This is a genomic window from Aquibium oceanicum, from assembly GCF_001889605.1.
Classification (GTDB): Bacteria; Pseudomonadota; Alphaproteobacteria; order Rhizobiales; family Rhizobiaceae; genus Aquibium; species Aquibium oceanicum.
This window is the reverse complement of record NZ_CP018171.1, coordinates 4,130,463-4,156,589: the sequence shown is the minus strand read 5'-3', so window position 1 is coordinate 4,156,589 and position 26,127 is coordinate 4,130,463. Positions and strand designations below refer to the sequence as shown.

29 protein-coding genes and 1 riboswitch are annotated in these 26,127 nt (G+C 64.0%); of the genes, 19 read left to right on the top strand and 10 right to left on the bottom strand.

The features are described from left to right. The first annotated feature begins 146 nt into the window (after positions 1 to 146). From BSQ44_RS20345 to BSQ44_RS20330, 4 genes are all read left to right on the top strand, one after another. Positions 147 to 692, top strand: a complete 546-nt coding sequence (locus BSQ44_RS20345) for a thioesterase family protein (protein ID WP_072606922.1) — start codon at positions 147 to 149, stop codon at positions 690 to 692. Between the two features lie 60 nt (positions 693 to 752). Next, positions 753 to 1,376, top strand: coding sequence for a 2-hydroxychromene-2-carboxylate isomerase (locus BSQ44_RS20340; RefSeq protein ID WP_072606921.1), 624 nt, complete (start codon positions 753 to 755; stop codon positions 1,374 to 1,376). Positions 1,377 to 1,458: 82 nt separating this feature from the next. Then, the gene (locus BSQ44_RS20335) at positions 1,459 to 2,124 is read left to right on the top strand and encodes a LexA family transcriptional regulator (protein WP_072606920.1); all 666 of its coding nucleotides are present in this window, start codon (positions 1,459 to 1,461) and stop codon (positions 2,122 to 2,124) included. Between the two features lie 98 nt (positions 2,125 to 2,222). Then, positions 2,223 to 2,951, top strand: a complete 729-nt coding sequence (locus BSQ44_RS20330) for a thermonuclease family protein (RefSeq protein ID WP_072606919.1) — start codon at positions 2,223 to 2,225, stop codon at positions 2,949 to 2,951. On the opposite strand, the gene BSQ44_RS20325 is transcribed toward BSQ44_RS20330, so the two are convergent. Then, on the bottom strand, positions 2,948 to 4,600 hold the full coding sequence (locus BSQ44_RS20325; RefSeq protein WP_072606918.1) for a lysine--tRNA ligase: 1,653 nt from the start codon (positions 4,598 to 4,600) through the stop codon (positions 2,948 to 2,950). The genes BSQ44_RS20330 and BSQ44_RS20325 overlap by 4 nt on opposite strands. Positions 4,601 to 4,732: 132 nt before the next feature. Between BSQ44_RS20325 and BSQ44_RS20320 the strand changes: the two genes are divergently transcribed. Continuing rightward, complete coding sequence (locus BSQ44_RS20320) at positions 4,733 to 5,149, top strand: tellurite resistance TerB family protein (RefSeq protein ID WP_072606917.1); 417 nt, start codon at positions 4,733 to 4,735, stop codon at positions 5,147 to 5,149. Positions 5,150 to 5,176: 27 nt separating this feature from the next. Here the strand turns inward: BSQ44_RS20320 and BSQ44_RS20315 are convergent, their stop codons facing one another. Further along, complete coding sequence (locus BSQ44_RS20315) at positions 5,177 to 6,001, bottom strand: transporter substrate-binding domain-containing protein (RefSeq protein ID WP_072608185.1); 825 nt, start codon at positions 5,999 to 6,001, stop codon at positions 5,177 to 5,179. A 190-nt stretch (positions 6,002 to 6,191) separates the two neighbouring features. Here BSQ44_RS20315 and BSQ44_RS20310 point away from each other — a divergent pair, with 190 nt between their 5' ends. From BSQ44_RS20310 to BSQ44_RS20290, 5 genes are all read left to right on the top strand, one after another. Further along, complete coding sequence (locus BSQ44_RS20310) at positions 6,192 to 6,923, top strand: helix-turn-helix transcriptional regulator (RefSeq protein ID WP_072606916.1); 732 nt, start codon at positions 6,192 to 6,194, stop codon at positions 6,921 to 6,923. A gap of 198 nt (positions 6,924 to 7,121) precedes the next feature. Beyond that, positions 7,122 to 7,760: an acyl-homoserine-lactone synthase gene (locus BSQ44_RS20305; RefSeq protein WP_072608184.1), complete on the top strand. Its 639-nt coding sequence runs from the start codon at positions 7,122 to 7,124 to the stop codon at positions 7,758 to 7,760. A 54-nt stretch (positions 7,761 to 7,814) separates the two neighbouring features. After that, positions 7,815 to 8,564 carry an enoyl-CoA hydratase-related protein gene (locus tag BSQ44_RS20300; RefSeq protein WP_072606915.1) on the top strand — a complete coding sequence of 250 codons (750 nt, stop codon included), beginning with the start codon at positions 7,815 to 7,817 and terminating at the stop codon, positions 8,562 to 8,564. A 78-nt stretch (positions 8,565 to 8,642) separates the two neighbouring features. Further along, positions 8,643 to 10,058: a glycosyltransferase gene (locus BSQ44_RS20295; RefSeq protein ID WP_072606914.1), complete on the top strand. Its 1,416-nt coding sequence runs from the start codon at positions 8,643 to 8,645 to the stop codon at positions 10,056 to 10,058. An 89-nt stretch (positions 10,059 to 10,147) separates the two neighbouring features. Continuing rightward, positions 10,148 to 10,597: a hypothetical protein gene (locus BSQ44_RS20290; protein ID WP_072606913.1), complete on the top strand. Its 450-nt coding sequence runs from the start codon at positions 10,148 to 10,150 to the stop codon at positions 10,595 to 10,597. A gap of 474 nt (positions 10,598 to 11,071) precedes the next feature. On the opposite strand, the gene BSQ44_RS27000 is transcribed toward BSQ44_RS20290, so the two are convergent. Continuing rightward, positions 11,072 to 11,221 carry a hypothetical protein gene (locus BSQ44_RS27000; RefSeq protein WP_157894645.1) on the bottom strand — a complete coding sequence of 50 codons (150 nt, stop codon included), beginning with the start codon at positions 11,219 to 11,221 and terminating at the stop codon, positions 11,072 to 11,074. Positions 11,222 to 11,772: 551 nt separating this feature from the next. After that, the gene (locus BSQ44_RS20275) at positions 11,773 to 12,738 is read right to left on the bottom strand and encodes an IS1595 family transposase (protein WP_072606910.1); all 966 of its coding nucleotides are present in this window, start codon (positions 12,736 to 12,738) and stop codon (positions 11,773 to 11,775) included. 102 nt (positions 12,739 to 12,840) lie between these two features. Here BSQ44_RS20275 and BSQ44_RS20270 point away from each other — a divergent pair, with 102 nt between their 5' ends. Next, positions 12,841 to 13,083 carry a DUF6471 domain-containing protein gene (locus tag BSQ44_RS20270; RefSeq protein WP_072606909.1) on the top strand — a complete coding sequence of 81 codons (243 nt, stop codon included), beginning with the start codon at positions 12,841 to 12,843 and terminating at the stop codon, positions 13,081 to 13,083. Between the two features lie 62 nt (positions 13,084 to 13,145). Here BSQ44_RS20270 and BSQ44_RS27930 read toward each other — a convergent pair whose 3' ends face one another. Further along, the gene (locus tag BSQ44_RS27930) at positions 13,146 to 13,586 is read right to left on the bottom strand and encodes a hypothetical protein (RefSeq protein WP_378215767.1); all 441 of its coding nucleotides are present in this window, start codon (positions 13,584 to 13,586) and stop codon (positions 13,146 to 13,148) included. Positions 13,587 to 13,637: 51 nt separating this feature from the next. Here BSQ44_RS27930 and BSQ44_RS27925 point away from each other — a divergent pair, with 51 nt between their 5' ends. Both BSQ44_RS27925 and BSQ44_RS20260 read left to right on the top strand, forming a co-directional pair. Beyond that, positions 13,638 to 14,117, top strand: coding sequence for a hypothetical protein (locus BSQ44_RS27925; RefSeq protein ID WP_378215765.1), 480 nt, complete (start codon positions 13,638 to 13,640; stop codon positions 14,115 to 14,117). Positions 14,118 to 14,218: 101 nt separating this feature from the next. Beyond that, the gene (locus tag BSQ44_RS20260) at positions 14,219 to 14,911 is read left to right on the top strand and encodes a glycosyltransferase family 2 protein (RefSeq protein WP_083534837.1); all 693 of its coding nucleotides are present in this window, start codon (positions 14,219 to 14,221) and stop codon (positions 14,909 to 14,911) included. On the opposite strand, the gene ppk2 is transcribed toward BSQ44_RS20260, so the two are convergent. Further along, positions 14,908 to 15,810, bottom strand: a complete 903-nt coding sequence (ppk2, locus tag BSQ44_RS20255) for a polyphosphate kinase 2 (RefSeq protein ID WP_072606906.1) — start codon at positions 15,808 to 15,810, stop codon at positions 14,908 to 14,910. The genes BSQ44_RS20260 and ppk2 overlap by 4 nt on opposite strands. A gap of 112 nt (positions 15,811 to 15,922) precedes the next feature. On the opposite strand from ppk2, the gene BSQ44_RS20250 reads away from it, so the two are divergent. Beyond that, the gene (locus BSQ44_RS20250; RefSeq protein ID WP_072608183.1) at positions 15,923 to 17,185 is read left to right on the top strand and encodes an ATP-binding protein; all 1,263 of its coding nucleotides are present in this window, start codon (positions 15,923 to 15,925) and stop codon (positions 17,183 to 17,185) included. An 85-nt stretch (positions 17,186 to 17,270) separates the two neighbouring features. Beyond that, the gene (gene phoU / locus BSQ44_RS20245; protein ID WP_072606905.1) at positions 17,271 to 17,984 is read left to right on the top strand and encodes a phosphate signaling complex protein PhoU; all 714 of its coding nucleotides are present in this window, start codon (positions 17,271 to 17,273) and stop codon (positions 17,982 to 17,984) included. Between the two features lie 33 nt (positions 17,985 to 18,017). Here phoU and BSQ44_RS20240 read toward each other — a convergent pair whose 3' ends face one another. Further along, complete coding sequence (locus BSQ44_RS20240; RefSeq protein WP_072606904.1) at positions 18,018 to 18,527, bottom strand: GcrA family cell cycle regulator; 510 nt, start codon at positions 18,525 to 18,527, stop codon at positions 18,018 to 18,020. 394 nt (positions 18,528 to 18,921) lie between these two features. On the opposite strand from BSQ44_RS20240, the gene BSQ44_RS20235 reads away from it, so the two are divergent. The 3 genes from BSQ44_RS20235 to BSQ44_RS20225 are packed head-to-tail and all read left to right on the top strand — an operon-like array spanning position 18,922 to position 22,046. Next, positions 18,922 to 20,112, top strand: a complete 1,191-nt coding sequence (locus BSQ44_RS20235) for an aspartate aminotransferase family protein (RefSeq protein ID WP_072606903.1) — start codon at positions 18,922 to 18,924, stop codon at positions 20,110 to 20,112. Positions 20,113 to 20,125: 13 nt separating this feature from the next. Continuing rightward, positions 20,126 to 21,049, top strand: coding sequence for an ornithine carbamoyltransferase (argF, locus tag BSQ44_RS20230; RefSeq protein ID WP_072608182.1), 924 nt, complete (start codon positions 20,126 to 20,128; stop codon positions 21,047 to 21,049). A 4-nt stretch (positions 21,050 to 21,053) separates the two neighbouring features. Then, positions 21,054 to 22,046, top strand: coding sequence for an Hsp33 family molecular chaperone (locus BSQ44_RS20225; protein ID WP_072606902.1), 993 nt, complete (start codon positions 21,054 to 21,056; stop codon positions 22,044 to 22,046). A gap of 5 nt (positions 22,047 to 22,051) precedes the next feature. Here the strand turns inward: BSQ44_RS20225 and apaG are convergent, their stop codons facing one another. Beyond that, the gene (gene apaG, locus BSQ44_RS20220) at positions 22,052 to 22,444 is read right to left on the bottom strand and encodes a Co2+/Mg2+ efflux protein ApaG (protein ID WP_072606901.1); all 393 of its coding nucleotides are present in this window, start codon (positions 22,442 to 22,444) and stop codon (positions 22,052 to 22,054) included. A 130-nt stretch (positions 22,445 to 22,574) separates the two neighbouring features. Here apaG and BSQ44_RS20215 point away from each other — a divergent pair, with 130 nt between their 5' ends. Next, a complete protein-coding gene (locus BSQ44_RS20215; RefSeq protein ID WP_072606900.1) occupies positions 22,575 to 23,180 on the top strand; it encodes a CDP-alcohol phosphatidyltransferase family protein in 606 nt (201 codons plus the stop codon). Between the two features lie 28 nt (positions 23,181 to 23,208). Here the strand turns inward: BSQ44_RS20215 and BSQ44_RS20210 are convergent, their stop codons facing one another. Further along, positions 23,209 to 24,699 (bottom strand): hypothetical protein, encoded by a 1,491-nt coding sequence (locus BSQ44_RS20210; protein WP_072606899.1) that lies wholly within the window; start codon positions 24,697 to 24,699, stop codon positions 23,209 to 23,211. Positions 24,700 to 24,799: 100 nt separating this feature from the next. Continuing rightward, the gene (locus tag BSQ44_RS20205; protein WP_072608181.1) at positions 24,800 to 25,990 is read right to left on the bottom strand and encodes an O-succinylhomoserine sulfhydrylase; all 1,191 of its coding nucleotides are present in this window, start codon (positions 25,988 to 25,990) and stop codon (positions 24,800 to 24,802) included. Between the two features lie 47 nt (positions 25,991 to 26,037). Next, positions 26,038 to 26,115, bottom strand: a riboswitch (SAM riboswitch). Positions 26,116 to 26,127 lie beyond the last annotated feature (12 nt).

The following is a 26,127-nucleotide window of genomic DNA, read 5'->3' as shown; positions in this document are numbered from 1 at the left end:
GGGGGCGCCGCACCGCCAGTGCGGGATCAGACTTCAAAAGCGCAGCGGGGTTGGTTTTCGGGTTGGCCCTTCGGGCCGCCCCCCCAACCCCTGGCCACTCTCCACAAGTCGGAGGGAAGCGCGTCGCGCCATGCAAGGAGCAGTTCATGTATGTCTGGGCACGTCTGGCCCGCATGGTGCTGACAGCGCGCTCGCGCGGACCCTACCGCATGGGCGAGGAGAGCAGGCTGACATTCCGCTGCCTGCCGACCGACATCGATTCCAATCTCCACCTCAACAACGCGCGCTACATGATGCTGGCCGACGTCGGCCGCATCGACATCTTCCTGCGCGCCGGCCTGCTGGGGCTGGCGCGCAAGAATGGCTGGGCGCCGATGATGGGCGGGCTGCAGGCGGTGTACGTCCGCGAGGTCAGGCTCTGGAAGCGCTTCGAGGTCGTATCCACGGTGGAGACCTGGGAGGACACGCAGGTCATCGGCCGCCACCGCTTCGTGCTGGAGGACGGACAGACAGCAGCGCTGGTGATGACGACGGCCGGCGTCTACGATTTCCGCAACCGTCGCTTCGTGCCGATCCAGGAAATCGTGCATACCCTGGGGCAGGATATCCAGCCGCGCCCGCCGAGCGAGGAGGAGCGGATCTTCATGGCCTCGCATACCGGGCTGCGGAAACTGGCAAAAGTAGCCACCTGAGGCTTTGCGAGGTGGGCCCGCACCTCCTAAGGTGCGCCCGAAATCAAAGGAAACCCATCCATGCCCGTCACCATCGACTACTTTCTCACCTGCGTGTCGCCCTGGGCCTATCTCGGGCATGAGGCGGCACGCGAGATCGCGGCTCGGCGTGGGGCGACCCTCGTGCCGCGCCCCCTCAACCTCGCCGAGATGTTCAAGGTTTCGGGGCAGGTGGGACTTGCCGACCGGGCGGCGGTGCGCCAGCGCTATCGGTTCATCGAACTCCAACGCTACGCCGAGCTTCGCGGCAAGACGCTAAACCTGAAGCCGAAGCATTTTCCGACCAATCCCGCGCTGGCCGACCACACAATCTGCGCCATCCTGGCCGATGGCGGCGATCCCATGGACTACATGGGCCACGTCTTCGCGGCGGTCTGGGCGCAGGAGAAGGACATCGCCGAGGAAGAGACGCTGTCGCCGCTGCTGGCGCATTCGGGATTCGATCCAGCGGCGGTTCTGGAGCGGGCGCAGACGCCCGAGATCGCGGCGATGCGTGCCAGGAACACCGAGGACGCTATCGCCCGTGACGCCACTGGCGTGCCGTCTTTCGTCCTCAACGGCGAGCCCTTCTGGGGCCAGGACCGGCTCGACATGCTGGACCGGGCCCTGGCGAGCGGGCGGAGGCCTTTCAGTTCCGACGTCTAGCCACGGCTCGTATGGACAAGGCGGGACCGGGACGCTAGAACTCGCGAAAAGGTATTTTTTCCTGTGGAATCGAGGGAGTCGCATGCTCTCGCATGACCGCGTGTGGGCCGCGATTGACGCGCTTGCCGAGCGCTATTCCCTCTCCGCTTCGGGACTGGCGAAGCGGGCGGGGCTTGATTCGACCGCCTTCAACAAGTCGAAGCGGCTTTCGGCCGACGGACGTCCGCGCTGGCCATCGACCGAATCGCTTGCCAAGATCATGGAGGCGACCGGGGCGACGCTCGACGAGTTCATGGAACTGGTCGAACCGGCGCGGCCCAAACCGGCGAATGCCGTTCCGGATCGCCCGCTGCCCGTGCAGCGTCCGTCCGTGCCGCTGATCGGTTTCGCGCAGGCCGGCGCCGGCGGCTTCTTCGACGATGCCGGTTTTCCGGCGGGGCAGGGCTGGGACTTGGTGGAGATCCCGGAACGCTCCAGCGAGGGCGCCTATGCGCTCGGGGTGCAGGGCGATTCCATGCTGCCGCTCTATCGCGACGGCGACGTGCTGATCGTGGAGCCGGGGGCGACGATCCGCAAGGGCGATCGTGTCGTCGTCAAGACCACCGCCGGTGAGGTGACGGCCAAGATTCTCGCCAGGCAGACCAGCAAGAGCGTCGAACTTCTTTCGCTCAACCGCGAGCATCCGCGCAGGACCGTGCCGATGGGCGAGGTGGAATGGATCGCGCGCATCGTATGGGCGAGCCAGTAAACGTGCTTCAAAAACTGCTTGTGACGGCACTCCTGGCCGCGACAGCCTCTGCGGCATTGGCCGGGCAGCCTCATGATGGGGACCTGCAAGTGTTCCAGATGGCGCAGGCTGAACGCGGCGCTTCGCCCCGAGTCCGCCAGATCGCGCCGGATCTCATCGCACCGCCCGAGGTCGGCGGTGAACTGCGGCGGACCGATCCGCGCGCGCCGCTGAGCGACATCGGTCCGGCCGCACCGCCTTCGCCTGCTGCGGCGAAGAGAAGCGGCGGGGAGGCGGACGACAGGAACATGATCTTCCGCCCGGTCGCGACGGCCGCCGGCCGGGTGGAGGCGCAAGGCATGGTCATCGCGATCGCCGGCATCGAGATCGTCGAGCCGGATCACATGTGTCAGGGCAGCAACGGTGAGTGGCCTTGCGGAATGGCGGCCCGCACCGCGTTCCGTTCGTTGCTGCGCGGGCGCGCGCTCGATTGCGACATTCCCGAAGGCGAGCTTCCCGCCCGCCTTTCAGTCGCCTGCCGGCTCGGCTCGCAGGACCTCGGCGCTTGGCTGGTGGCAAATGGCTGGGCCAAGGTGTCCAGTACCGGCCCCTATGCCGCGCAGCAGAACGAGGCGCTCGCCGAGCGCCGCGGCATCTTCGGGCCGGGTCCCGAAAAGCTTCCCGGAAGCGGGCAACCGGAAGAGCCCGTCGCGGAGGGGCAGCCCTTGCCGCCCGTTGCCGCAACGGATGGAGCCGTCGACGCCGTTCCTGCCCCGTCGGCCGAAGAGCCGGCGCCGCGCCCGGCCGCGATCGAGCCGTTCCTGCGCGAGCCCAAGGGGCTCTATTAGGCAGCCACCGAAGCGAGCCGCTCGCTGATCAGGTTGCGGGTCTCGGCAATGCCGTAGAGCGCCGCGAACGAGCCGAAGCGCGGGCCGCGTTCCTGCCCGAGAAGCACCTGGTAGATCATCTGGAAGAAGGCGACCGATACGCCCGGTCCGCCAGTCGGGCTCTTCTTGGAATGATCCTGGTAGCGTTCGATCCCGCGCGCTACGTCGAGGGCGGCGTTCTGGATCGTCTCGCCGTCGGCGTCCGGCGGCAATGCCGCGAGCCTCTGCGACAACGCTTCGAGTGCCGCCGCCTCGACGCCGTCAGGGTCGCGGAAGGTCTTGGCGGGTTTGACGAAGTCCTCGAAATAGCGGATCGCATGTCCGACCAGCCGGTCGAGTTCCGGATGGGTCTGCGGCGTCACGCCCGGCACGTGTCGCGCGATGAAGCCCCATAGCACGGACTTGTCGTGCGCGTTCGACGCGCTGACGAGATTGAGCAGCAGCGCGAAGGAGACAGGCAGTTCGATCGCCGGCGGATTGCCCGAATGGATGTGCCAGACCGGGTTGCCGAGCCTTTCCTTCCAGTCCTGGCGCTGATAGGCGGCGAGGAACTGGTAGTACTCGTCGACGGCGCGCGGAATGACGTCGAAATAGAGCTTCTTGGCCTGGCGCGGCCGCTGGAACATGTAGAGCGCCAGACTCTCGGTCGGGGCGTAGGTCAGCCACTCGTCGATGGTGAGACCGTTGCCCTTCGACTTGGAAATCTTCTGGCCGTTCTCGTCGAGGAAGAGCTCGTAGACGAAATGCTCGGGGGCCTTGCCGCCCAGTGCCACGCAAATGCGGTCGTAGACGCCCATGTTGGGCCCGTGGTCCTTGCCGAACATCTCGAAATCGACACCGAGGGCGGCCCAGCGCGCGCCGAAATCAGGCTTCCACTGCAGCTTCACATTGCCGCTGGTGACCGGAAGCGTGGTCTCGGTGCCGTCCTCATCGTCGAAGGTGATGGTGCCGGCCTGCGCATCGACCTTTTTCATGGGCACGTAGAGCACGCGGCCGCTCTTCGGCGAGATCGGCAGGAAGGGCGAATAGGTGGCGCGGCGCTCTTCACCGAGCGTCGGCAGCATGATCGCCATGATGGCGTCGTAGCGCTCGGCCACGCGCTTCAGGATCGCGTCAAAGCGACCGGACCGATAGTAGTCGGTGGCGCTGGCGAACTCGTAGTCGAAGCCGAAGGCGTCGAGGAAACGGCGAAGCATGGCGTTGTTGTGGTGGCCGAAACTCTCGAAACCGCCGCCGAACGGGTCGGGCACTACGGTTAGCGGCTTGTGCAGATGGGGTTCCAGGAACGAGCGGTCGGGAACGTTGTCCGGGATCTTGCGCATGCCGTCCATGTCGTCGGAGAAGCAGAGCAGCCGCGTCGGCACCTTGTCTCCAGTCAGCACGCGGAAGGCGTGACGGACCATGGTGGTGCGCGCCACCTCGCCGAACGTGCCGATATGCGGCAGCCCGGATGGGCCGTAGCCAGTCTCGAACAGCACCGTTTCGGGGAACGCCTTGCCGTCGTAGCGGGCGACGATCTTGCGCGCTTCCTCGAAGGGCCAGGCTTTGCTTTCGGCCGCGGCCTCCAGCATGGCGGGCGAGAGGTCGAGGTGTTCGGTCGTGTCAGTCATGGCGTCAATCCGGATTGTGCCCTCGTCTATGCATGGCCGGCCGAAGCGTCAATCGCGCGGGGCGTTTTTGCTTGCGGCACGCGGGTGCGGTTCCTACGTACCCGCCACGACAGCAGACCCGAGGAGTCGATCTTGATCCAGCCGGCCAACGTTCAGGAAGCGCTCGTCCACATCATGGTGGCGGTGTCCGCGTCCGACAGCAACATGACGGACCGCGAACTGGCAAAGATGGGAACCGTGGTGCGGACCATGCCGGTGTTCGTCGACTTCGAGCCCGAAAGCCTCCTCGACGTCGCCCGCAGGAGCCACCAGGTGCTTCAGCAGGACGAGACGCTCAACGACATCGTGGCTTCGATCGTCGAGGCCATACCGGCCCGGCTTAGGGACACGGCCTATTCCGTGGCGGTGGAGATAGCCGCAGCGGATCGCCGCGTCAGGCCGGAGGAACTGCGCATCCTCCAGATCCTGCGAGGGCATCTCGGCATCGACACGCTGACCGCGGCGGCCATCGAGAGGGCGGCCGTCATCAGGCATCGGACGCTCGTCTGAAACCACGTACGGGGTTTAGCCAAGCGGTCAAAAGAACCCGAGGGGAAAATATCGCAAGTAGAGTTCCGCGAACGTGCCTTCGGCCTCGATCTCGCGCAGCGCATAGTTGATCGCCGCGAGCAGTTGCTCGTCTCCCGGATCCACGGCGACCGCCATTCCCGTTCCCAGGTACTCCGGAAGGAGATAGGGGCCGCCGGCGAAGCTGCAGCAGGTCTGCGAGCCAGTCCCGGCCAGCCAGAACGAGAGCCGCATTCCGTCGCCGAACACGGCATCGGTCTTGCCTTCGCGAAGATCGTCGAGCATCCAGTCCGACCGGCTGTATGTGACGACCCTGACGCCGGGAAAGAGGTCCCTCAGGGCCCTTTCGTGCGCTGAACCGTCGATCACGCCGACGCGCTTGCCCTCGAGCCCGGCATAGACCGGTTCCTCGGCCGCGCTGCCTTTGTGCATGACAAAGCGGGCGGGCAGTCGCAGATAGGGGCGCGAGAAGGCGAAGCGCTGGCGCGACTCCGCGCTGATGGCAAGTCCGGCGATGATGGCTTCACCGTCACCGGCCCGCAGCGCCTGGGGCAGTTCCTCCCATGGCACCGCCTGTATCTGGCAGGTGTCGGTGAGGTCTATCCTGGCGCAGATCGCGCGGGCGAGATCCACGTGGAAGCCGGTCAGCCGCCCGCTCTCGTCCAGGAAATTGAAGGGAGGGAAATCGATCGTGGTCAGGAAGCGGAGCCGCGGGAGATTCGACAGTTCCGGCTTCGGTTGCCGTTCGCGCGAATCCCAGAAATGCGGGATCGTCGGTTCGGCAGACCCGGAAGGGCCCAGAAGTGCTGCCAGGAGGGCCAGTGCCGAGACTATTCGCTTCAACTTCCATTCCTTCGCGTCAAGCTAATACTCCGTTGCCATCGGGTTCACAGAGGCGCAAGATAGAAACTAACCGCGAGATGTCATGATTTCGAGTGGTTCACGCGCGAATGCAACCTTGGGTTAATGGAACATTGGGTGCCACACCCGCTATAAATCGATTTCTATAGCGTCGGAGACATTGATGGGGCAATTCGACGACACTTTGCAGTTCATCGACGACCTGGAGCACGCCTCCACGCCGGAGGGCGTCAGCCGGCTCCTTCTCCGGCTGACCGGAAACTACGGCCTCACCGCGCTCATGGCCGGGACGGTGCCTTCCCCCGGTACGCCGAAGTCGCGGCAGCGAAGCCATGCGATGCTGTGCGAATGGCCCGAATCGTGGCTCGAGCGCTACGTTGCACGCAATTACGTCGACCAGGACCCGGTCGTCACCTACATGAAGCGCCAACCCTCGCTGGTGCGCTGGAGCGCGGCGGCCGACAGGCTGCAGGTCGGTCGCAGCGGGAAGCGCGTCATGGGCGATGCCGGCGAGTTCAAGTTGAACGACGGGCTGGCCTTTCCTCTGATCACCCTGGAGGGAACGGTCGTGATGGTGTCGCTCGGCGGGGAGATGGTCGACATCTCGCCGGAAGCGCTCGGCGTCATCGAACTCGCCGCGACCTACGCGGTTGGACGGGCTCTCCAGTTGCAGAACGCCCATGAGATATTCGCCCGGCGGCCGGACCTCACGCCGCGCGAGACGGAATGTCTCAAATGGGCGGCGGAAGGGAAATCCGAGTGGGAGATTTCCCAGATACTGGGAATTTCCGAACATACCTCGGAGAAGCATCTCCTCAACGCCAAGCGCAAGCTCGGCGCGGTGAACCGCGTGCATGCCGTCGCCGAAGCGATCCGGCTCGGCTACATCTCCTAGCCTCCGCGCTCCAAGGGCCTCCAACTCCCGATCTTCACTCGCTTCGCCCGCATTTGTCGGACGGAGTTTCTTCGTGCGTCGCGATGTTTCGCGAGCGTCCGTTTCACCGGTCCGGTGAAACCTGATTACGCGATCACGTAATACTCGGTTGCGATGCGCATCGTAGTTTTTTTGCGCCACAACCAAGGAGCGATCGCCATGATCTATGCAATGACCACGACCGAACTGACCGAACGTCCCGACCTGTGGGAGGAGGTCCACCGCCTCCGCCACCAGATCTTCGTCGAGGAAATGGGATGGGACGATCTGCGCCGGCCCGACCAGATGGAGATCGACCAGTTCGATCACGATGAGGCGGTCCATCATCTGTGCATGCGCAACGGCCGCCTTGCGGGGTACCAGCGGATGCTTCCCACGACCCAGCCGCATCTCCTGACCGACGTGCTGCAGGATCTGTGCGAAGGGACCTCGCCGAAGGGACCCAACATCTACGAACTGACGCGCTACGCGGTCGCGCCCGCCTTCCGCGACGGCCGGCGCGGCGTGTCGACCGTCGGAACGGAACTCATCGCCGGCTTCGTCGAATGGGGTCTGCGGAACGAGGTGGACCAGGTGATCATCGAGTTCGAGCCGATGTGGGTGCTGCGGGCGCTGCAACTGAGCTTCCTCGCCCGTCCGCTCGGCTACCAGCGGACCTACGGCCGCCAGCAGGTCGTGGCGACGCTGCTGACGTTCAACGACAACACGCTCGACGTCGTCCGCAACCGCCGCAACCAGCACGCTCCGGTCCTGAGCAACGGACTGCCGGACGCGTTTTCCTACAAGCAAGCTTCCTGAGTGCCTGCAGATCGACTGCCTCACGAGAAGCTGAAGATATCGGAGAAAGAATCCATGGAGATCCTGCACGAATCCGAATTCCGCAACCACACGCTGGCATTGACCCTGTCGGGCGACGGCGGCCGCCCGATCCTCGACCACAGCGCCTACGAGCGGCTTTCGCGCGAACTGGACCGCGCCGAGGCCGACGACGAAGTCCGGGTGGTCATCCTGAAAGGGCTTTCGGGGTGTTTCTGCCTGGGCGGCGACCTTTCGGAGTTCCTCGACCCGTCCAAGCACGAGACGCTCATCAAGGCCGTCTCGGGCATGTTCCGGCGCCTGGCGAGGTTCTCGAAGCCGATGCTCGGCTGCGTCGATGGCGACGCCATCGGGGTGGGGTGCACGGTGCTGTTCCACTGCGACCTCGTCTACGCCTCGCCCAAGAGCACGTTCCGCGTCCCCTTCGTGGATCTGGGGCTGGTCCCCGATGCGGCGACGAGCCTGCTTGCGCCCGAAAAGCTCGGCTATGCCTCGGCCTTCCGCTTCTTTTGCCTTGGAGAGACCCTGAAGGCGGACGCTGCGCTGAAGCTCGGTCTCATATCGGATCTGGTCGAGGACACCGATCCCGAGACGCGGGCACGCCAAACAGCGCGACGTCTTGCCAAGAAGCCTGCACGGGCGCTTTCGCAGACGAGGATGCTGCTCAAGGGCGACAGCGCAGAGTTGTGCAACCGTATAGACAGGGAGATATCCCTGTTCCACAATGCGTTGCAGGATGAGGCAACGATCCGGCGGCTGAAACGCGTATCGCGCATGGCCGCGTGAACCGTCGGCCGTATCGGTGAGTGCTGAGGGGCGCTCGCCGGTCCGGTCGGGCGTCGGAGTGCTGTTCGGGGGAACAGGATGGGGGACAGGGGTCTTCCGCCCGGCCTTGGCCGCCGGCGTGATCCGGCTGCCGGCCCGCCACCGGGGATCGGTGGCTGGTCGGAGGGCGTTCGGCTTCTTGATCGTCTGCGCCTGCTGAACGGCTGGGACGGTTTCCTGGCGAGGCTCAGGCTGACGGACGACGTCGCCATGCGGCTGGCGGAGCGCGCCCGGGTCAACCGGACGTGCCTGCATTCCGAATTGCTTTCGTCCGGCATCGTGCCGGAGGACGCGCATTTTCGGGCACTCTCCGCCGAACTCGGATTGCCGTTTCTGGACGCGATCGACCCGGCCCGCTTGCTGACGGGAGAAGCCGGTGCGCTGGCCGCGCTCAGGAGCGCGCGCGGCAGCGGCATGTCTTTGTTGGAAAACGGAGGCGCCGAAACGCTCCTTGTGATCGCGCCGGTGAAGCTCGACATCATCGCGTTCAAGGCGCTGCTGGCGCGCCGGCCGCGGCTCGCGTCGCGCCTCGTGGTCGCCAGTCCGTCCACGCTGAGGGCAGCGCTTCTCGCACGGGTGCACGCGCATCTGCTGCGGGAGGCGTGCCGCGGTCTGTTCAATGTGTGGCCTGCCATGTCGGCCCGGTTTATCACCGATTCCTGGCAGGCGTTTTTCGTCGGCGTTGCGATCGTCGCCGTGCCCGTGCTCCTTTTCCTCGCGCCGGTCGTGACCGCGCTTTCGGTCTATGCCTGCTTCTCCACATTGTTCCTGGGCTGCATCGGCCTGCGGCTGGCATCGGCCGTATCGGAAACGATCGGCGACGAGGTCCGCCTCGGCGCCCGTCCCGCGGACGCCGATCTTCCCGCCTATACGGTGCTCGTCGCGCTCCATAGCGAGGCCGAGGTGATCCCCGACCTGCTCGCAGCGCTTGCCGGGCTCGACTGGCCGCGCAGCAAGCTGGAAATCAAGCTGGTCTGCGAGGAGGACGACGAGGCGACGCTCGCGGCGATCGGGCGACAGACGCTCCGTCCCTGGGTGGAAGTCATCAAAGTGCCACCGAGCGAGCCCCGCACGAAACCGAAGGCGCTCTCCTTCGCCCTGCCGCTCGCCGGCGGAGAACTGATCGCGCTCTACGACGCGGAAGACAGGCCGCATCCCATGCAGCTTCGCGAGGCATGGGCGCGGTTCCGCGACGAAGGCGACGATCTCGCCTGCGTGCAGGCGCCGCTTTCGATCACCAACGGGCGCTACGGCATCCTGCCCTTCATGTTCCGGCTCGAATACGCGGCCCTGTTCCGGGGCATCCTCCCCTGGCTGTCGTCAAACGACCTGCTCATCCCGCTCGGCGGAACCTCCAATCATTTCCGCGGCCTTATGTATCAAGAGCACCAAACATCCGGAAGCGGAAAGGCCGTGATTCCCCTACAATCCGCGCGTGGCCTCACTGACGGCTGACAGGTCCCCTGAACTGGGGCTTTATGCCAGAACACCTGTCAGCCGAGTGCATTTGGCGACTTAACCAGTCGCACCGAGATTATTATTACATGAGACCAGCGCGCACCGATACCTTCGAACATACGATCACCGGCCTGCTCAAAAAGCGCGCCGATCTGTTCAACGAAGCGGAGCGCATTCGGGACCGCCTTGCCGAGATCAAGAACGACATCGGCGCAATGGATCGAACCTTGAACGTGCTCGGCTATACCGGCGATCTGGACGCCGCCATGCCCCGCCAGAAGCGCGAGGTGCTCTTCGGCAAGGGTGAACTGTCCAAGGCCATCTATGGCGAGCTACGGCACGCGGAAGGCCCGCTATCCAGCCGCGACATCGCCCGAGAGATCGTCGCCATACGCGGCGAGGATGCGCGGGACCGCAAGTACCTCGCCGATCTCACAAGGCGAGTGGGGAAGGCCCTACGGGCTATGCGGGAGGCTGGGGAGGTTAAGTCGGCAACTGATAAGAATGGGAATCTTCGATGGGAGCGGCGGGGTTGAGAACCATCGTCTCAGTCAGCTTCCCCCACGTTCCGAGCGAGCCGTGGCAGCTGGAGCATGAGACCTCCTCGCTTTTGAGGATTTCGCCCTGAACCGTAAGATCGTTGGACACGCCGCAATGAAGGCATCGAATAGAGATTGTGGGCATGGAAAAGCTCCTCATACCATGAGGCGGGAGCGCAAACCCGTTCTGCAAAAAGGGGGTGTCTCTCAAGCGTCAGCTTGCCTGTGCAAGTCGCCGACGATGCCGAAACTTAACACGGGTTGTCAGGGATAGCGAACCAATACGGGTCTTGGCGTTGCGGATGCGAAGGGGAACGTGATGTGGGAGCGGCGGGCCTGACCGCCCCAGGGCGGCACGTTCTGGACGTAACAATTTTCGCGCGTCATCACTCAGACCCGCCACCGCCTAGCGATAGCACATGATAATCAGAGATAGAAGGCGGCGGGCCGAAGCCCGCCGGTAGTGCTATGTCAGATCTTCGGGTTGAAGTCCGAGATGTACTTGTGGAATCGCTTTGGGACGGGCTTTCCCGTGGCCTTCACGAACTTGTTGCCCCGAAGCGCCTTTCGGAAGCCTTCCTGAAAGGCGCGCGCCGTGACTTCCTCTACATGCTCAGTCACAATGCGAAGGACTTCCTTACGTGTGTCGCTGGCCCCGCAAGAGGGGCAGGAGAACACGTTGTCGTCCTTGCCGTCACTAGGTCCTTGGAGCGGCACTTTGCAGACGCCGCAAAGGATAGTGTGAACATCACCAGCCATTAGGCAGCCCTCCTTTTTGAGGCGGCTACCTGCTCGCTCCCGGCATGTTTCCGTCCTTTCAGGACATCGTTCACCCGGCCGGGGTTCACCCGAAACGAGCCGGCGATGTGATGCTGATACTCGCCCGCCCAATGGCGGAGCCAGATATCGACGGCATCATCAAACGTCAGTTGATACGGTTGTGGATAATCTAAAGCCATGATCGGCCCTTTCGCTGAATAGGGCCGGCAGGGGATTGACTGCTCCCGCCACACGTCTAATTGTGGGGCGGTGATCACGCGGCCAGCCCCTACCGGCTGGTTACTTCCAAGGTCGATGCGACTGAACCTCGCATCGACCTTTCTATTTCAGCGATTCTGTCGCGGCTGTCGAATCCTAGAGTTGCAATCCGGCAAGTCTTTCCACACCTATTCTCACGCTGCGGAACGCTGCCAATATCCCGCCCACACGCGCGACACCGGATGATTGAGCGCACCACCGAGTAGCGCCGAGGCGTTGCCACCATTCGAGCGGCGACGATGGTCCTCCAGCCAAGCGGCGTGGTTGGCGTACTGGTACAGGTACTTGTGGCTGACGTGGTGGTGCTGGCCACCGACCATGCGGCGAAGGCGGGAGAAGTAGCTTTCAACCCAGTTGGTATGCTTGCCGTGGCCGTCGCTGTAGGAGACGCTGTGGTTGATGCGGGTGCTCTTGTAATCGATTTCCAGCGCATCCCAGTGGCTAGCCTCATCGGCGAACAGTTCGGCCTTGGCAACCATGCGAGCGCGGGCGATCTCGACGCCTTCCGCTTCCGAGTGGCGAACGAAGGACAGGGTGCGTCCGCCGCGCTGGCGAAGGGCCACCACGACGCGGCGACGGTCGGACTGGTTTTCCTTCACGCGACGGTCCTTCCGGTCTTCCTTGCGGTTCTCCGGGCGGACGTGGCCGCCGAAGTGGGCGCCATCGATCTCGACTTCGCCTGACAGGTCCATGCCGGCCGTCTCGGCGGCAAGAGCCTCGCGAAGCTTGTGCGCCAGAACGAAGGCCGTCTTGTACTGGCAGTCGATATCGCGCGAGAGCTGGAGGGCGGAAAGGCCCTTCGCGGCGTTGACGAAAATGCAGATCGCGGCCAGCAGATCGGTGAAGGCCATCTTGCGGGAAGCGAAGATCGTGCCGGACGTAACGGAGAACTGCGCACCGCAGGCAGCGCACTTGAACTTGCGGCGGGTGCTGATCTCGTAATGGTCCAGGCATCCGCACTTCGGGCAAACCGGCTCGCCCTCGGTCTCCTGCCAGCGGAGACGCTTGAACGCCTCATAAGCCTTTGCCTCGCCACCCTTGTAGATGTCCTTGAGGGAGAGGGTTCGGGCTTCGGCGGAAAGGAGGAAGTGCTGTGCCATTTGTCATCGTATCCGGTGATGTTCTTCACCTGATATGATGGTTTACGTCCCCATTGTCAATGGTGTATATCATCGAAAATGATGATATCTGGAGGTAGCGGCATGGCGACGCGCAAGGACAACCCCGTCAACGTGGAATACGAGACGCGGGCGAAGAATCTGCTCAAGGGGGAGTTGAAGCGGAAGGGCGTGACCTATGCCCAGCTAGCCGAGAAACTGGCGGCTATGGACATTCACGAAACCGAGCGTAACCTGAACAACAAGATAAGCCGGGGGGGCTTCAGTGCTGCATTCTTGCTTCAATGCCTAAACGCGATTGGTTCGGAAAACTTACATCTGCGATAGTTTTAGGCGTTGGCGCTCTGTGCGTCATCGGAATTCTCTACGGGATCGTTCTTCAACACTGGTCAGAACAGAACGAAGTTTATGAGCGCTATCAGGAACACGCTGAGCGCCAAAGACAGGCTACCCGCGACGATATAGTTCAAACGTGCGGCCTCCGACCGGGGGACGCTTTCATCGCTTGCCTCGATGAAAAGATAGCAGCCCACGACCGCGAAAACGAATCCAGCGAAGATTTGCAGGCCCAGCAGGAAATGGCCTTGTGGGGGCTGTGGATGCTCATCGCGACTGCGATGACGGTCGGGCTGACCGCTGCGGCCCTCGTTGCCATCATAGGCACTCTGCACCACACGAGGCGGGCTGCTGACTCCGCCGAGGACATGGCGATTCAAGCTGCTGCCGCCACCAAGGCTGCAGAAGACTCTGTTGAGATAACGAAAGCGGCGCTCATCGGAATAGAACGCCCTTTCATCATCATAGAGATATTGGAAGTACCGAAAGTACATGAGGACGGGAGCGAATCCCCGTTGGCATTTTGCTACGCCAACTATGGAAGGATGCCGGCCATCCTGCGGCGTGACTACCAAAAGGTGGTGGTCATAGACGAACAAAATGCGCTGCCCGCCGTCATAGAGCCGGATGACAAGCATGGTCGTCTGATACCTAATGGAGAAGTTGTACCGCCCGATGGAGGGCTGTCGGAACCTCTTACAGGCGGCCCGTTCATCAAGTACGGGAAGCGATTCGAAGGCCAAGCCGGCGAGAAAACGAAGGTCTTTCGAAACAACAAGGGTACAGCAGAGTTCATCGGTGTATTTGACGCACCACCTATTCGCTCGCCCCCGAAAGAACTGGACGGAATTTTTGTGAAGCCAACCTTCCTGATTGGCTACGTCATATATTCTGGCATCGCTGGTGGCGATTTCGTGAGGGGGTATTGCTTCAAATACGAGAACGGAAGATTTCGCATTGCCGGTTCCGTAGCTCAAAATGAGGCTTACAATTACGATCGCCAATTTAGGGGAGTTGAAGCTTAGAAGCCTACTGCATGAATTGCCCAACGCGGCCAGTGCCGCCAGCGCGCTCACGCCTCACCGCCCTTCGGCGAGGTGATCGCCGGGCTTGGTGCTCTTGATACATAAGGCCGCATTTCCGCCGCGAAGCCCTGGTCGACGTTGGCGGGTGGGATCCGCACAACGTCACCGAGGACGCCGATCTCGGCGTGCGGCTGCAACGCTTCGGGTACAGGACCGCAACCATCTCGCTGCCGACCCTGGAGGACGCACCGGAGGAAATCATGGTGTGGCTCAGGCAGCGGACCCGTTGGTACAAGGGCTGGATGCAGACGTGGCTCGTCCACATGCGTCAGCCGGTCCGGCTCTATCGCGATCTTGGCGCTGGCTCCTTCCTCATCTTCCAGATCCTGTTCGGCGGGTTGATCGCGTCGGCGCTGCTGCATCCGCTGCTGTGGGGCACGACGCTCCTCTTGTGCGGGAAGTCGGCCCTGTGGGGTGTTCTCGTGCCGAACGAGCGCTGGCTGCTCGGACTGTCGGGAATGAACATCGCCGCGGGATACGGATCGTTCCTGCTGTTGGGATGGCGCTGCTTGCCGCCGAGGGACCGCGCCGGCTACTGGAAGACGGCCCTCTCGACGGTGCCCTACTGGCTGCTGATGTCGGTCGCGGCCTACCGCGCCATCGGCCAACTCGTGTGGCGCCCCCATTATTGGGAAAAGACGCCACACCGGCGGTTTCGACGGAGCCGGGGACTGAGGAAGGCGGCAGGGGAGAAGACAGCCGCCGGGCGTGCGGCACCGGCGGGCGCGGTTTAGGTGCCGATGCCTTCTGGTCCGCTGCCGATGATCTTTTCGTCCGCCTCGCCGATGGCGTCGTCGTTGCGGCCCTCGTAGGGGAGCGATTTGAGGATGCGCCTGATCACCTCCAGCCGGGAGCGGCGCTTGTCGTTGGCGCGCAGCAGGATCCAGGGGGCGTGTTCTGTGTGGGTGCGCTTCATCATCCTGTCACGCGCCTGCGTGTACTCGTCCCACTTCGACATGCCCGCGATGTCGATCGGCGAGAACTTCCAGATCTTGAGCGGATCGTGGCGGCGGTCGTGAAAACGCTCGAGCTGCATTTCCTGCCCGATGTTGAGCCAGAACTTGAAGAAGTGGATGCCTTCGTTGACGATCATGCGCTCGAAGGTCGGCGTCTCGTCGAGGAAGCGTTCGCACTGCTCCTCGGTGCAGAAGCCATTCACCGGCTCGACGACGCCGCGGTTGTACCAGGAGCGGTCGAAGGTCACGAACTCGCCGGCCGTCGGGAAATGCTCGACATAGCGCTGGTAGTACCATTGTCCGAGCTGGCGGTCGGTCGGCTTGGGGAGGGCGACGTTGCGGGCGCTGCGCGGGTTCATGTACTGGCGCAGGACGAAGATGGTGCCGCCCTTGCCGGCCGCGTCGCGCCCCTCGAAGATCGCCATGACGCGTTCGCCCGTTGCCTGGAGCCAGAGCTGGAGCTTGACGAGTTCGATCTGCAGCCGCTCCAGCGTCTCCTCGTAGTCCTTCTTGTCCATCTTCTTCTTGTAAGGGTAGCCACCGGAGGCCATCGCGGCGTCCTTGATCCAGTCGGGGAGCTTGGGGTCGTCGATGTCGAAGACGCGTTCTGTTCCCGCCACGGTGATGCGCACCGGTTCCGTGTCCGGCAGGTTCCGCATATGGCTGTAGGTCGTCATTCCTGTTTCTCCTCGATGACTGGCCAGCCATGCTATTGAGCGTATGGAACGGCGTCCAGCCGCCGTCGGGTGACGGGGCGTGGACGAAACCCTGGTGCTTCAGAGGACCACGATGAGCGAAACGGAGGAGGCGGGAGCGGGCACGGCCGGCATCGTGCGCAGACGTCTGACCGAGGCGCGGTGGGTGCTCATGGCGGCCGCCGTGGCGATCGTGGCGCTCGGCTACGCGGGGGGGCTCTCGATTGCGTGGATCGCGCTTGCGATCGCTTTCGTGGTTCTGGTGGCGGCGCTGGCGCGCAGGAAGACGGCACGGCGCGTCAGGGCGGAGGCCGACGCCGCCGCGAGCCTCGGTTTCGAAGGGCTATCGGCGCAGGCGCTCGCCGAAGCCGTGCCGGACCCGATGATCGTCTTCGACCCACATGGCATCGTCGTGACCCGCAACGAAGCCGCGCGAACCGCCTTCGGCAAGCTGGATGCAGGGACGCTGCTCAACCTTCGCTTCCGAACCCCGGAGTTCCAGGACTTGCTCGCGGCGCTGCTGGCCGGCGGCGAGGGGCCGCTAAGCTGCGAGTATGTCGAGCGTGTGCCGATCGAGCGGTGGTTCCGCATCGCGGGCACGTCGGTCGGCGAGAGCAGCGGGCTCTTCGTGCTGGTCTTCAAGGATCAGAGCGAGATCCGCCGCATCGACCGCATGCGCGCCGACTTCATTGCCAATGCCAGTCACGAACTGCGCACGCCGCTGGCGTCCGTGGCGGGCTTCATCGACACCCTGCGGGGCCCCGCCCGCAACGATCCGAAGGCGCGCGAACAGTTTCTCCAGATCATGCAGAACCAGACGGCGCGCATGGCGCGCCTCATCGACGACCTGCTGTCGCTGTCGCGGCTGGAGATGAAGAGCTACGCGCCGGCCTCTGGAACGATCGACGTCCGGCCGCTGGTCGAGGGGGTGATCGACGCGCTGAGGCATCTCGCGGCCGACAATGGCGTGGACATCGTCAAGGACATTCCTTCCGGCCCCGTCGAGGTGCGGGGCAACGGCGACGAACTCACCCAGGTCTTCGAGAACCTGCTGGAGAATGCCATCAAGTACGGCCAGTCCGGCGGGCGGGTCGAGGTATCCGTCCTGCCCGCGGAGCCGGGAACCGGGCCGCGGGTGAGCTTCACCGACCATGGTCCGGGCATCGCGGAAGAGCACCTCCCGCGGGTCACGGAGCGCTTCTATCGCGTGGACGTCGAGACGAGCCGCTCCCAGAAGGGGACCGGCCTCGGCCTCGCCATCGTCAAGCACATCCTGACAAGACACAACGCCCGGCTGACGATCAAATCGAAGATCGGCGAAGGTGCCACCTTCACGGTCAACTTCCCCACCAACTGACCGTTTCTTAGTCGACGGAACCGGTTTTCGTCTTTCGGTCATGTGGCTGCCGTATACAATCGTGATTCGCGGGGGAGTCGGACAGATGCCCACAGTGCATATCATGAACGCCTACGACCAGGAGTTGAAGTTCCTGGCGAGCCGTATTGCCAGCATGGGGGGGCTTGCGGAGCGAATGGTGGACGAGTCCGTCAAGGCGCTCGTTCATCACGATCCCGCGCTGGCCCGCAAGGTGATCGCCGATGACGTCCTGCTGGACGAAGGCCAGCGGGAGATCGACGACAAGGCGATCGTCATCATCGCTCGACGCCAGCCGATGGCCGACGACCTGCGCGAGATCATCGGCGCCATCCGCATCTCATCCGACCTGGAACGCGTCGGGGACCTCGGCAAGAACATCGCCAAGCGCGTGCTCTCAATCCTGGAAACGCCACAGCCTGTGCGGCTGTCGCGCGGGCTGGAAGCGCTGGCGCAACTCGCCCTGGTGCAACTCAAGGAAGTGCTCGACTGCTACGCGACGAGTTCGGTGGAGCGCATCGGCACCGTCCGCGACCGCGACGACGATATCGACGCGATGTACACGTCGCTCTTTCGCGAACTGCTCACCTACATGATGGAGGACCCGCGCAACATCGCCGCCTGTACCCATCTCCTGTTCTGCGCCAAGAACATCGAGCGCATCGGCGACCACGCGACCAACATCGCCGAAACCGTCCACTACATCATCACCGGCGTCCAGATGCCGCTCGACCGGCCGAAGGAAGACAAGAGCCACCGGGTGGTCCTGTCCGGGGAGTAAGTCTTCCCTCGCGGATGCACCGGCCGCCGCGGCTCAGCGCTGCCGGCGACGCTCGGACGCGGGCTGGAAGGCGAGTCTGGCGTGGTAGGTGCAGTAGGGGCCCGTCTCCAGAGAGTCGTTGCCGCAGAAATGGAATTCCTCGGTAAGCGGGTCGCCGTTCGGCCACTTGCAGGTCTTGTCGGTCAGCTCCGCCAGCTTGAGGTGACGCGAGATCGGAACGACCACGTTCTCCGCCGGGCGCGCAGACGGGCGAACAGCGGGTTCGGCCTCGTAGTCGACCTTGAGCGCGGTGGCGCCGACGGTCTGCGGCATCGCGCGCGGCGCGGCAGCCGGCCGCTGCGCCTTCGTGCCGGCGGGCTTCGGCTTCTTCTGGCGCGTTTGCGCCGGGGCCGCGCGCCCGCGGCTGGAGAGCTTCAGCCGGTGAACCTTGCCGATGACGGCGTTGCGGCTCACGCCTCCCAGCTGTGCCGCGATCTGGCTCGCGCTCAGTCCCTCGGCCCAAAGTTTGCGGAGGAGTTCCACCCGCTCGTCTGTCCAGTTCATGCCGTATGCTCCTGGTGGTGCCACATCCGGCGGAATCCGAATCCATACCCGCCCTGGCTGCCGCCAGGAGGACGCCACAGATACTCGGGAGAATTTTTAGTCCGCCGCACGAAATCTAGTTGTTTCGTAGGCGCAAGCTACAATACCCGGTGACTCAGTGACAAGAGTCACCCTGAGTCAGCCGAATCTGTTTTTTCGGTTTTCCCCAACTTGCCGACCCGCATGCCGGCCGGGAGAAATCGCCGGAACGGAGCTTCCCGTTGACTTGCAAGCGAAAAAATCCAATATGCGTCGAAGAGGCCGCCCCGGGGGCGGCTTTTTAGTTTGCGGACCCGCGCATGCATGGGAATGGCGGGAACCTCCGCATGCACAGGCCCATCCGGAGCAACTTCGCATGAGCGGTTCGGCGCTATTCGAGACATTCGCCAGGGCGCCCCTGGCCTTCGATCGCGGCGAGGGAACGTGGCTGGTCACGACCGACGGCGAGCGATACCTGGACTTCGCGGCCGGCATCGCGGTGAACTCGCTCGGCCACGGCCATCCGCATCTCGTCGAGGCTTTGACGGAACAGGCCGGCAAGCTATGGCACGTGTCGAACCTCTACGAGATCCCGGGACAGCGGCGCCTGGGCGAGCGCCTCGTCGCCAACAGCTTCGCGGACAAGGTCTTTTTCACCAATTCCGGCGCGGAGGCGCTGGAATGCGCCATCAAGACGGCGCGGCGCTATCATCATGTGAACGGCAATCCAGAGCGCTACCGCATCATCACGTTCGAGGGCGCCTTCCACGGCCGCACCCTGGCCACGATTGCGGCCGGCGGACAGCCGAAGTATCTCGAAGGCTTCGGCCCCAAGGTCGAGGGCTTCGACCAGATTGCGCTCGGTGACGCCGAGGCGCTCAAGAAGGCGATCACGGCCGAGACCGCGGCGATCCTCGTAGAGCCGGTGCAGGGCGAGGGCGGCATCCGCGTCGTTCCGGCCGAGATGCTCAAGCTGATGCGCAAGCTCGCCGACGACAACGGACTGCTGCTGATCTACGACGAGGTCCAGTGCGGCGTCGGCCGGACCGGCAAGCTCTTCGCTTACGAGTGGTCGGGCGCCGAACCCGACATCATGGCCATCGCCAAGGGCATCGGGGGCGGCTTCCCGCTGGGTGCCTGCCTTTCGACCGACGAGGCGGCGGTCGGCATGACGGCCGGCGTTCACGGCACCACCTTCGGCGGCAACCCGCTCGCCATGGCGGTGGGCAATGCCGTGCTCGACGTGGTGCTCGAAGAGGGGTTCCTTGACGAGGTCAGCCGTAAGTCGCTGCTGTTCAAGCAAGGCCTCGCGGCGATCGCGGACGAGTATCCGTCGGTCATCGAGGAGATCCGCGGCGTCGGACTGATCCTCGGCATCAAATGCCGCATCCCCAATGCGGGGGTCAACATGGCCTTCCGTGAGGAGAAGCTCCTGACGGTTCCGGGCGGCGACAACGTCGTGCGGCTCCTTCCCCCTCTCACGGTGACGGACGAGGAGATCCGGACCGGCCTTGAGCGGATCCGTGCCGCCGCGTCGAAGCTGGCGTCCAAGGCCGGCGGGAACTAGCGGAAGAAGCATGATGACGAACGGCAAGCCGCGCCATTTCACCGATCTGTCGGCGATACCGACCGACAGCCTGCGCTCGATGCTGGAGGATGCGAAGGTCCGCAAGGCGGACACGAAGGCGGGCAAGCGCAGCAAGCCCTACGAGGGCAAGGTGCTGGCGATGATCTTTGACAAGCCGTCGACGCGCACCCGCGTGTCCTTCGACGTCGGCATGCGCCAACTTGGCGGCGAGACGATCATGCTGACGGGCACGGAGATGCAGCTCGGCCGCAGCGAAACCATCGCCGACACGGCCAAGGTGCTGTCGCGCTACGTCGACATCATCATGATCCGCACCACCTCCCACGACCGCCTGGTGGAACTATCGGAGAATGCGACCGTACCAGTGATCAACGGGCTCACCGACGAGACCCACCCTTGTCAGATCATGGCCGACGTTCTTACATACGAGGAGCATCGCGGAGACGTGGCGGGCAGGCTTTTCGCCTGGTCGGGCGACGGGAACAACGTTCTTCATTCCCTGATCGAGGCCGCGGCCCGCTTCAGTTTCGACCTGAACATCGCCGTGCCCGGCGGCAGCGAGCCCGACACGCGGTTCGTGGACTGGGCGAAAGGCGAGGGTGCCCGCATACGTTTCTTCGACGATGCCGCCGACGCCGTCAGCGGAGCCGACTGCGTGATGACGGACACCTGGATCTCCATGGGCCAGGAGCACCGCGCACGCGGCCACAATGTATTCTTACCTTACCAGGTGAACGCCGACCTCATGCGCCACGCCAAGCCGGACGCGCTCTTCATGCACTGCCTGCCCGCCCATCGTGGCGAGGAGGTCACCGACGAGGTGATCGACGGACCGCAATCCGTGGTCTTCGACGAGGCGGAAAACCGGCTGCACGCGCAAAAGGCCGTGCTCGCCTGGTGTCTTTCCGGAGCATAGACGATTGACCAATGAACCAAGGCTCGGCGAATTCGGCTTCGCCGGCGACGACGTCGTGGTGCCGTTCCAGGTGGAGCCGCTCGACATGCGCGGGCGCGCCGTCCAGCTCGGGCCGATGCTCGACCAGATGCTTGGACGCCACGCCTATCCCGAGCCCGTCGCGCGGCTGCTCGCCGAGTGCATAGTTCTGACGGCGCTGCTCGGAAGTTCCGTCAAGTTCGACGGCAAGTTCATCCTGCAGACCCAGACCGACGGGCCGGTCGACATGCTGGTGGCGGATTTTTCCACGCCGGGCTCGATGCGCGCCTATGCACGCTACGACGCCGAGCGCCTGGCCGAAGCGGAAGCCGCGCGACGTACGTCGCCCGCGGAGCTGCTGGGCGGCGGCATTCTCGCCATGACGATCGACCAGGGTGCCCATACGCAGCGCTACCAGGGCATCGTGCAGCTGGATGGCGCCTCGCTCGAAGAGGTCGCACGCATCTATTTCCGCCAGTCGGAGCAGATTCCGACCGAAGTGCGCCTGTCCGTCGCCCGGCAGATCATTCCCGGCGCCGACGGAGGCAGCGAGCACTGGCGCGCGGGCGGCGTGCTGGCGCAATTCCTGCCCGAGGCGCCTGAACGTCTGCGGCTGCCGGACCTGCCCGGCGGGGACGGCGACGAGGGCGATGTCGACGAGAGCGTCATCGACGGATCGTGGATGGAGGTGCTCGCGTTGCTCGCCACGATCGAAGCCGACGAACTGCTCGACCCCACCATCGGCGCGGAACGGCTGCTTTACCGGCTGTTCCACGAACATGGTGTCGTGGTCTACCCCGGTGTGCCGGTCGCGGACGACTGTTCCTGCTCGCGCGAGAAGATCCGGTCCGTGCTGGACGGGTTTTCGGACGAGGAGATCGCCGAAAGCATCGAGGACGGAGAGATCCGCGTCACCTGCGAGTTCTGCTCGACCGAATACACTTTCGATCCCTCAGAGTTCGCGAAGAGCCAGGAATAGCGGCCTCAGTTCACCGTGCGCATGCCGTTGGGAAGATCGAGCGAGAAGGCGGGGATCGCCACGTCGAACTGTTCGCCCTGCGTGTCCCGCATTGTGTAGCGGCCGACCATGATGCCCGACGGAGTGGAGAGGGGGCAGCCGGACGTGTACTGATAGCTGTCGCCGGGCCCGAGTTGCGGCTGCTCGCCGACGACGCCGGCGCCACGGACCTCTTCCACCCGGCCGGTGGCGTCGGTGATGTGCCAGTAGCGCGACAGCAACTGCACGTGATCATCCGAGTGATTGGCTATCGTGACTCTGTACGCCCAGACATAATGGCTATCGTCCGGGTCTGAACGGTCGTCGAGATAGAAGGGCTCGACGCTGACTTCGATATCGCGTGTTATTGCCCGATACATGAGACAAGCTCCGGGTGACTCGATGGGGGAACCTTCAACGAACCGCGCCGACCGGTCAACCGCCGAGATTTTCGCGCGATGATGGCCGAAATCCGGTCGCTTCCCGACCGTGCGATACCGGCGGGCCGCCATGCTTGACGGCTGGGCGAGGCGCAAACTCGATCCCGCGCTCGATCGCCTGGCTGCGGGGCTGGCATCCGCCGGCATATCCGCCAACGCCGTCACGCTCGCCTCCTTCGCCATCGGCATGGCTGCGGCGGCCACAATCGCGGCCGGGCATCTGGCGACCGGTCTCGTCCTGATCCTGGTGAGCCGGCTTGGAGACGGGCTTGACGGAGCGGTGGCACGGATCAGGGGCAAGACCGATCTCGGCGGCTATCTCGACATCCTGCTCGACTTCTTCTTCTACGGCGCGATACCGCTCGGCTTCGCGGTCGCAGATCCGCAGGCCAACGCGCTTCCAGCCGCCGCCCTGATCTTTTCCTTCTACGTCAACGGAGCGAGCTTCCTCGCCTTCTCCGTGCTGGCGGAGAGGCGGAAGCTCTCGACGCTCGCGCGCGGGGAGAAGTCCATCTTCTTCACGACCGGACTCGCGGAGGCGACCGAGACGCTCGCGGTCTTCGTCGCCTTCTGTCTCCTGCCGGGCTGGTTTGCCGTGATCGCCTATCCGTTCGCAGCCGTTTGCCTCTACACCGCGCTGTCGCGCATCATCCTGGCGGTGCGGCAGTTTGGGTGAGGGGACTGGGAACAGTCCGCAGGCCTCATTACAGCCGTGGCAACGGCACTTCGATCGGATCCGGCCCTTTCAGCGTCGCGCCGTTCACCAGGACCGATCCGTCGCTCTTGAGTTCGCCGATCCATTGCAGCCGGCCGTTCGGCAGCATCTTCCCAAGTCCCTTGGCTGCCAGAAGCAGAGGGAATGCCTGTTGCGCGCGAGCGTCGGAGGCTGCCGCGGTCTGCAACGCGGTAATGGCGGCGTCGAACCCCGCGACTTCGATCGTCGCGCCTATCGTCGGTTTGCCCAGCGAAAATGGCATCTCCCCTGACATGACGACTTCGATATCGGCATTGCGGATGATGCTCCGCTCCATGACGAATGTCGGCGGGTTGGCCATGAAGTCCGCCAGAATCTTTTCGCCTACCTCGTCCGGAATCGGCGGTTCACGGTCGAAGTCGAAGGCCTCGATGAACTGCCGCACGGGGTCTTCCGAATTGAGATTCCGAACGCCGAAGTTCAGGTTGATATCCGTGGGCAGAAGCGGATTGCTCCAGACCGGGGCGACGCCTTGGGGAAGAGCGATACCGGCAAGATCGACGCCATAGTCGAGCGAGCCGCTCTTGCGGATGCCGTCCATCGTGACGTCGATTCCGAAGTTTGCAAGGCGAAACAGTCCGGCCGGTGTGCCGACGGTCAGATCGGTGAAGTCGTAGCCGCCTCGGACCGTTTCCCATAGTGGCAGCGTGGCCAGGATCAGCCGCTTCAATTCGGTCCGATCAGCCGCCTCGATGTCTTTCCCAGCCTGAGCCACGCCGAATGCGAGAAGATCCAGCATCGGCTTCCACTGCATTCCCGTGGTGTTCGAGGCGACTGTGATCTTCGGCGACCTGAGGGTGATAGCGGTCGGCGGTCCATCCGGCGCAGCCGGCACGGTGACGGTTTCAACGAGATCGAGCATGGTCTGGGTCGTCTCGAGATCAAGCCCTGGCCCTTTCGACTTCCTCGCGGTCATCTCGACCGTCGACGAGCCGATAGAGTACTCGATCCGCTGACTGTCATCGTGCGACAGCACATTCACGCCGCGCAAGGTCCCAGACAACGACGAGTACATGGCAAGTTCGGGGTCGAACATTCCGGTAAACTGGCTCTCCTGTGCGCGCCATTCGACGTGCGAGCGGAGGGGCGGTGATGCCTCCGTACTCGCCAATTGGAAATTGAACGCGCCTGTTGGCATCAGGTCGCTGTCTACTAGGAAGGTCCCGTCGGGCTGCGGCTTCACGCGCAGTTCGAAAGGCGCCAAATCGAAAGACGACGCGTCGATTTGGGGGATCATCGCGGCGAACCGATCCAGATTCACGGCGATACGGTATGCGTCCCCCTCGGCTGAGACCTTGAATATGCCCGTCTCGAACGACCTTGAGCCGATGTAGCGAGACAGGCTTCTCGCGATCCCGTCGGCGCTCACCTCGTCCACCGTCTGCGCCGATACGGGCGTCACCGCCGCGAGGACTACTACGTATGGCAGGACACGACGCATGGCGGAACTCCCTGATCGTCGCAGACATAGACCAGGATCCTTCTGCAAGGAAGACGTGTTATCCTCCGGTCGATTCTCGCGCTACGAGGGGCGACTACGCCTACGCCGCCTGGTCCAGCGCCCTGTCGATGTCCTCGATCAGGTCGTCCGCGTCCTCGAGGCCCACCGAAAGCCGCACCGTTCCGGGATTGATCCCGAGTTGCGCGCGCGTCTCGTCGGTCAGATTCTTGTGGGTGGTGGTCGCGGGGTGCGTGATCAGGCTCTTGGCGTCGCCGAGGTTGTTGGAGATGCGGATGGTCTCCAGCGCGTTCTGCATGCGGAAGGCGCCCTGCTTGCCGCCCTTGACCTCGAAGCAGATCAACGTCGAGCCGCCCTTCATCTGCCGGGCGATGATGTCGGCCTGCGGATGGTCGTTCCGGCCGGGATAGATGACCTTCGCGATGCCGGAGTGGCAGGCGAGATGGCCGGCGAGCCGCGCCGCGCTCTCCGTCTGCTGGCGAACCCGCAGCGGCAGCGTCTCCAGGCCCTTCAGCAGCGTCCAGGCGTTGAACGGCGACAGGCTCGGGCCGGTGTGGCGGAAGTAGTCGTGCAGATTCTCGTCGATCCATTTCTTGTCCGACAGGACGACGCCGCCGAGGCAGCGGCCCTGACCGTCGATGTGCTTGGTGGCGGAATAGACGACGACGTGCGCGCCGAGTTCCAGCGGCTTCTGCTGCAGCGGCGTGGCGAAGACGTTGTCGACCACGAGCCGCGCGCCGATGCCGTTGGCAATGGCTGCGACGGCCGCGATGTCGATCACTTCCAGCGTCGGGTTGGTCGGGCTTTCCAGGAAGAAGAGCTTCGTGTTCGGCCGCAGCGCAGCCTCCCATTCCGCCATCTTCGTGCCGTCGACCAGCGTCGTCTCGATGCCGTAACGCGGCATCAGGGTCTCGATGACCCAGCGGCAGGAGCCGAAGAGCGCGCGTGCGGCGATCACGTGATCGCCGGCCCTGACCGAACACAGAAGGGCGGCGGAAACCGCAGCCATGCCGGACGCGGTGGCGCGGGCATCCTCGGCGCCTTCCAGCAGGCACATGCGCTTTTCGAACATGTCCACGGTCGGATTGGCATAGCGGGAATAGATGAAGCCGGGTTCCTCGCCCTTGAAGCGGGCTTCCGCGGCCTCGGCGGTCTCGTAGACGAAGCCCTGAGTCAGGTAGAGCGCTTCAGACGTCTCTCCGAAGGCCGACCGTGCCGTGCCGCCGTGCACCAGCGCCGTCGCCGGTTTCCAGTTTCGCTTCGTCTCGTTCATCGTCGTCATGCCTCACGCACAAAAAAACCGGCCGCGAAAGTCGCATGCCGGTCTTGCGTTCGGCCCTTTAGCGACTTGTTTAACGTGGCTGCAAGCCGACCGGCCAAATCACCACGGGATAAACGGTCCCATAAACC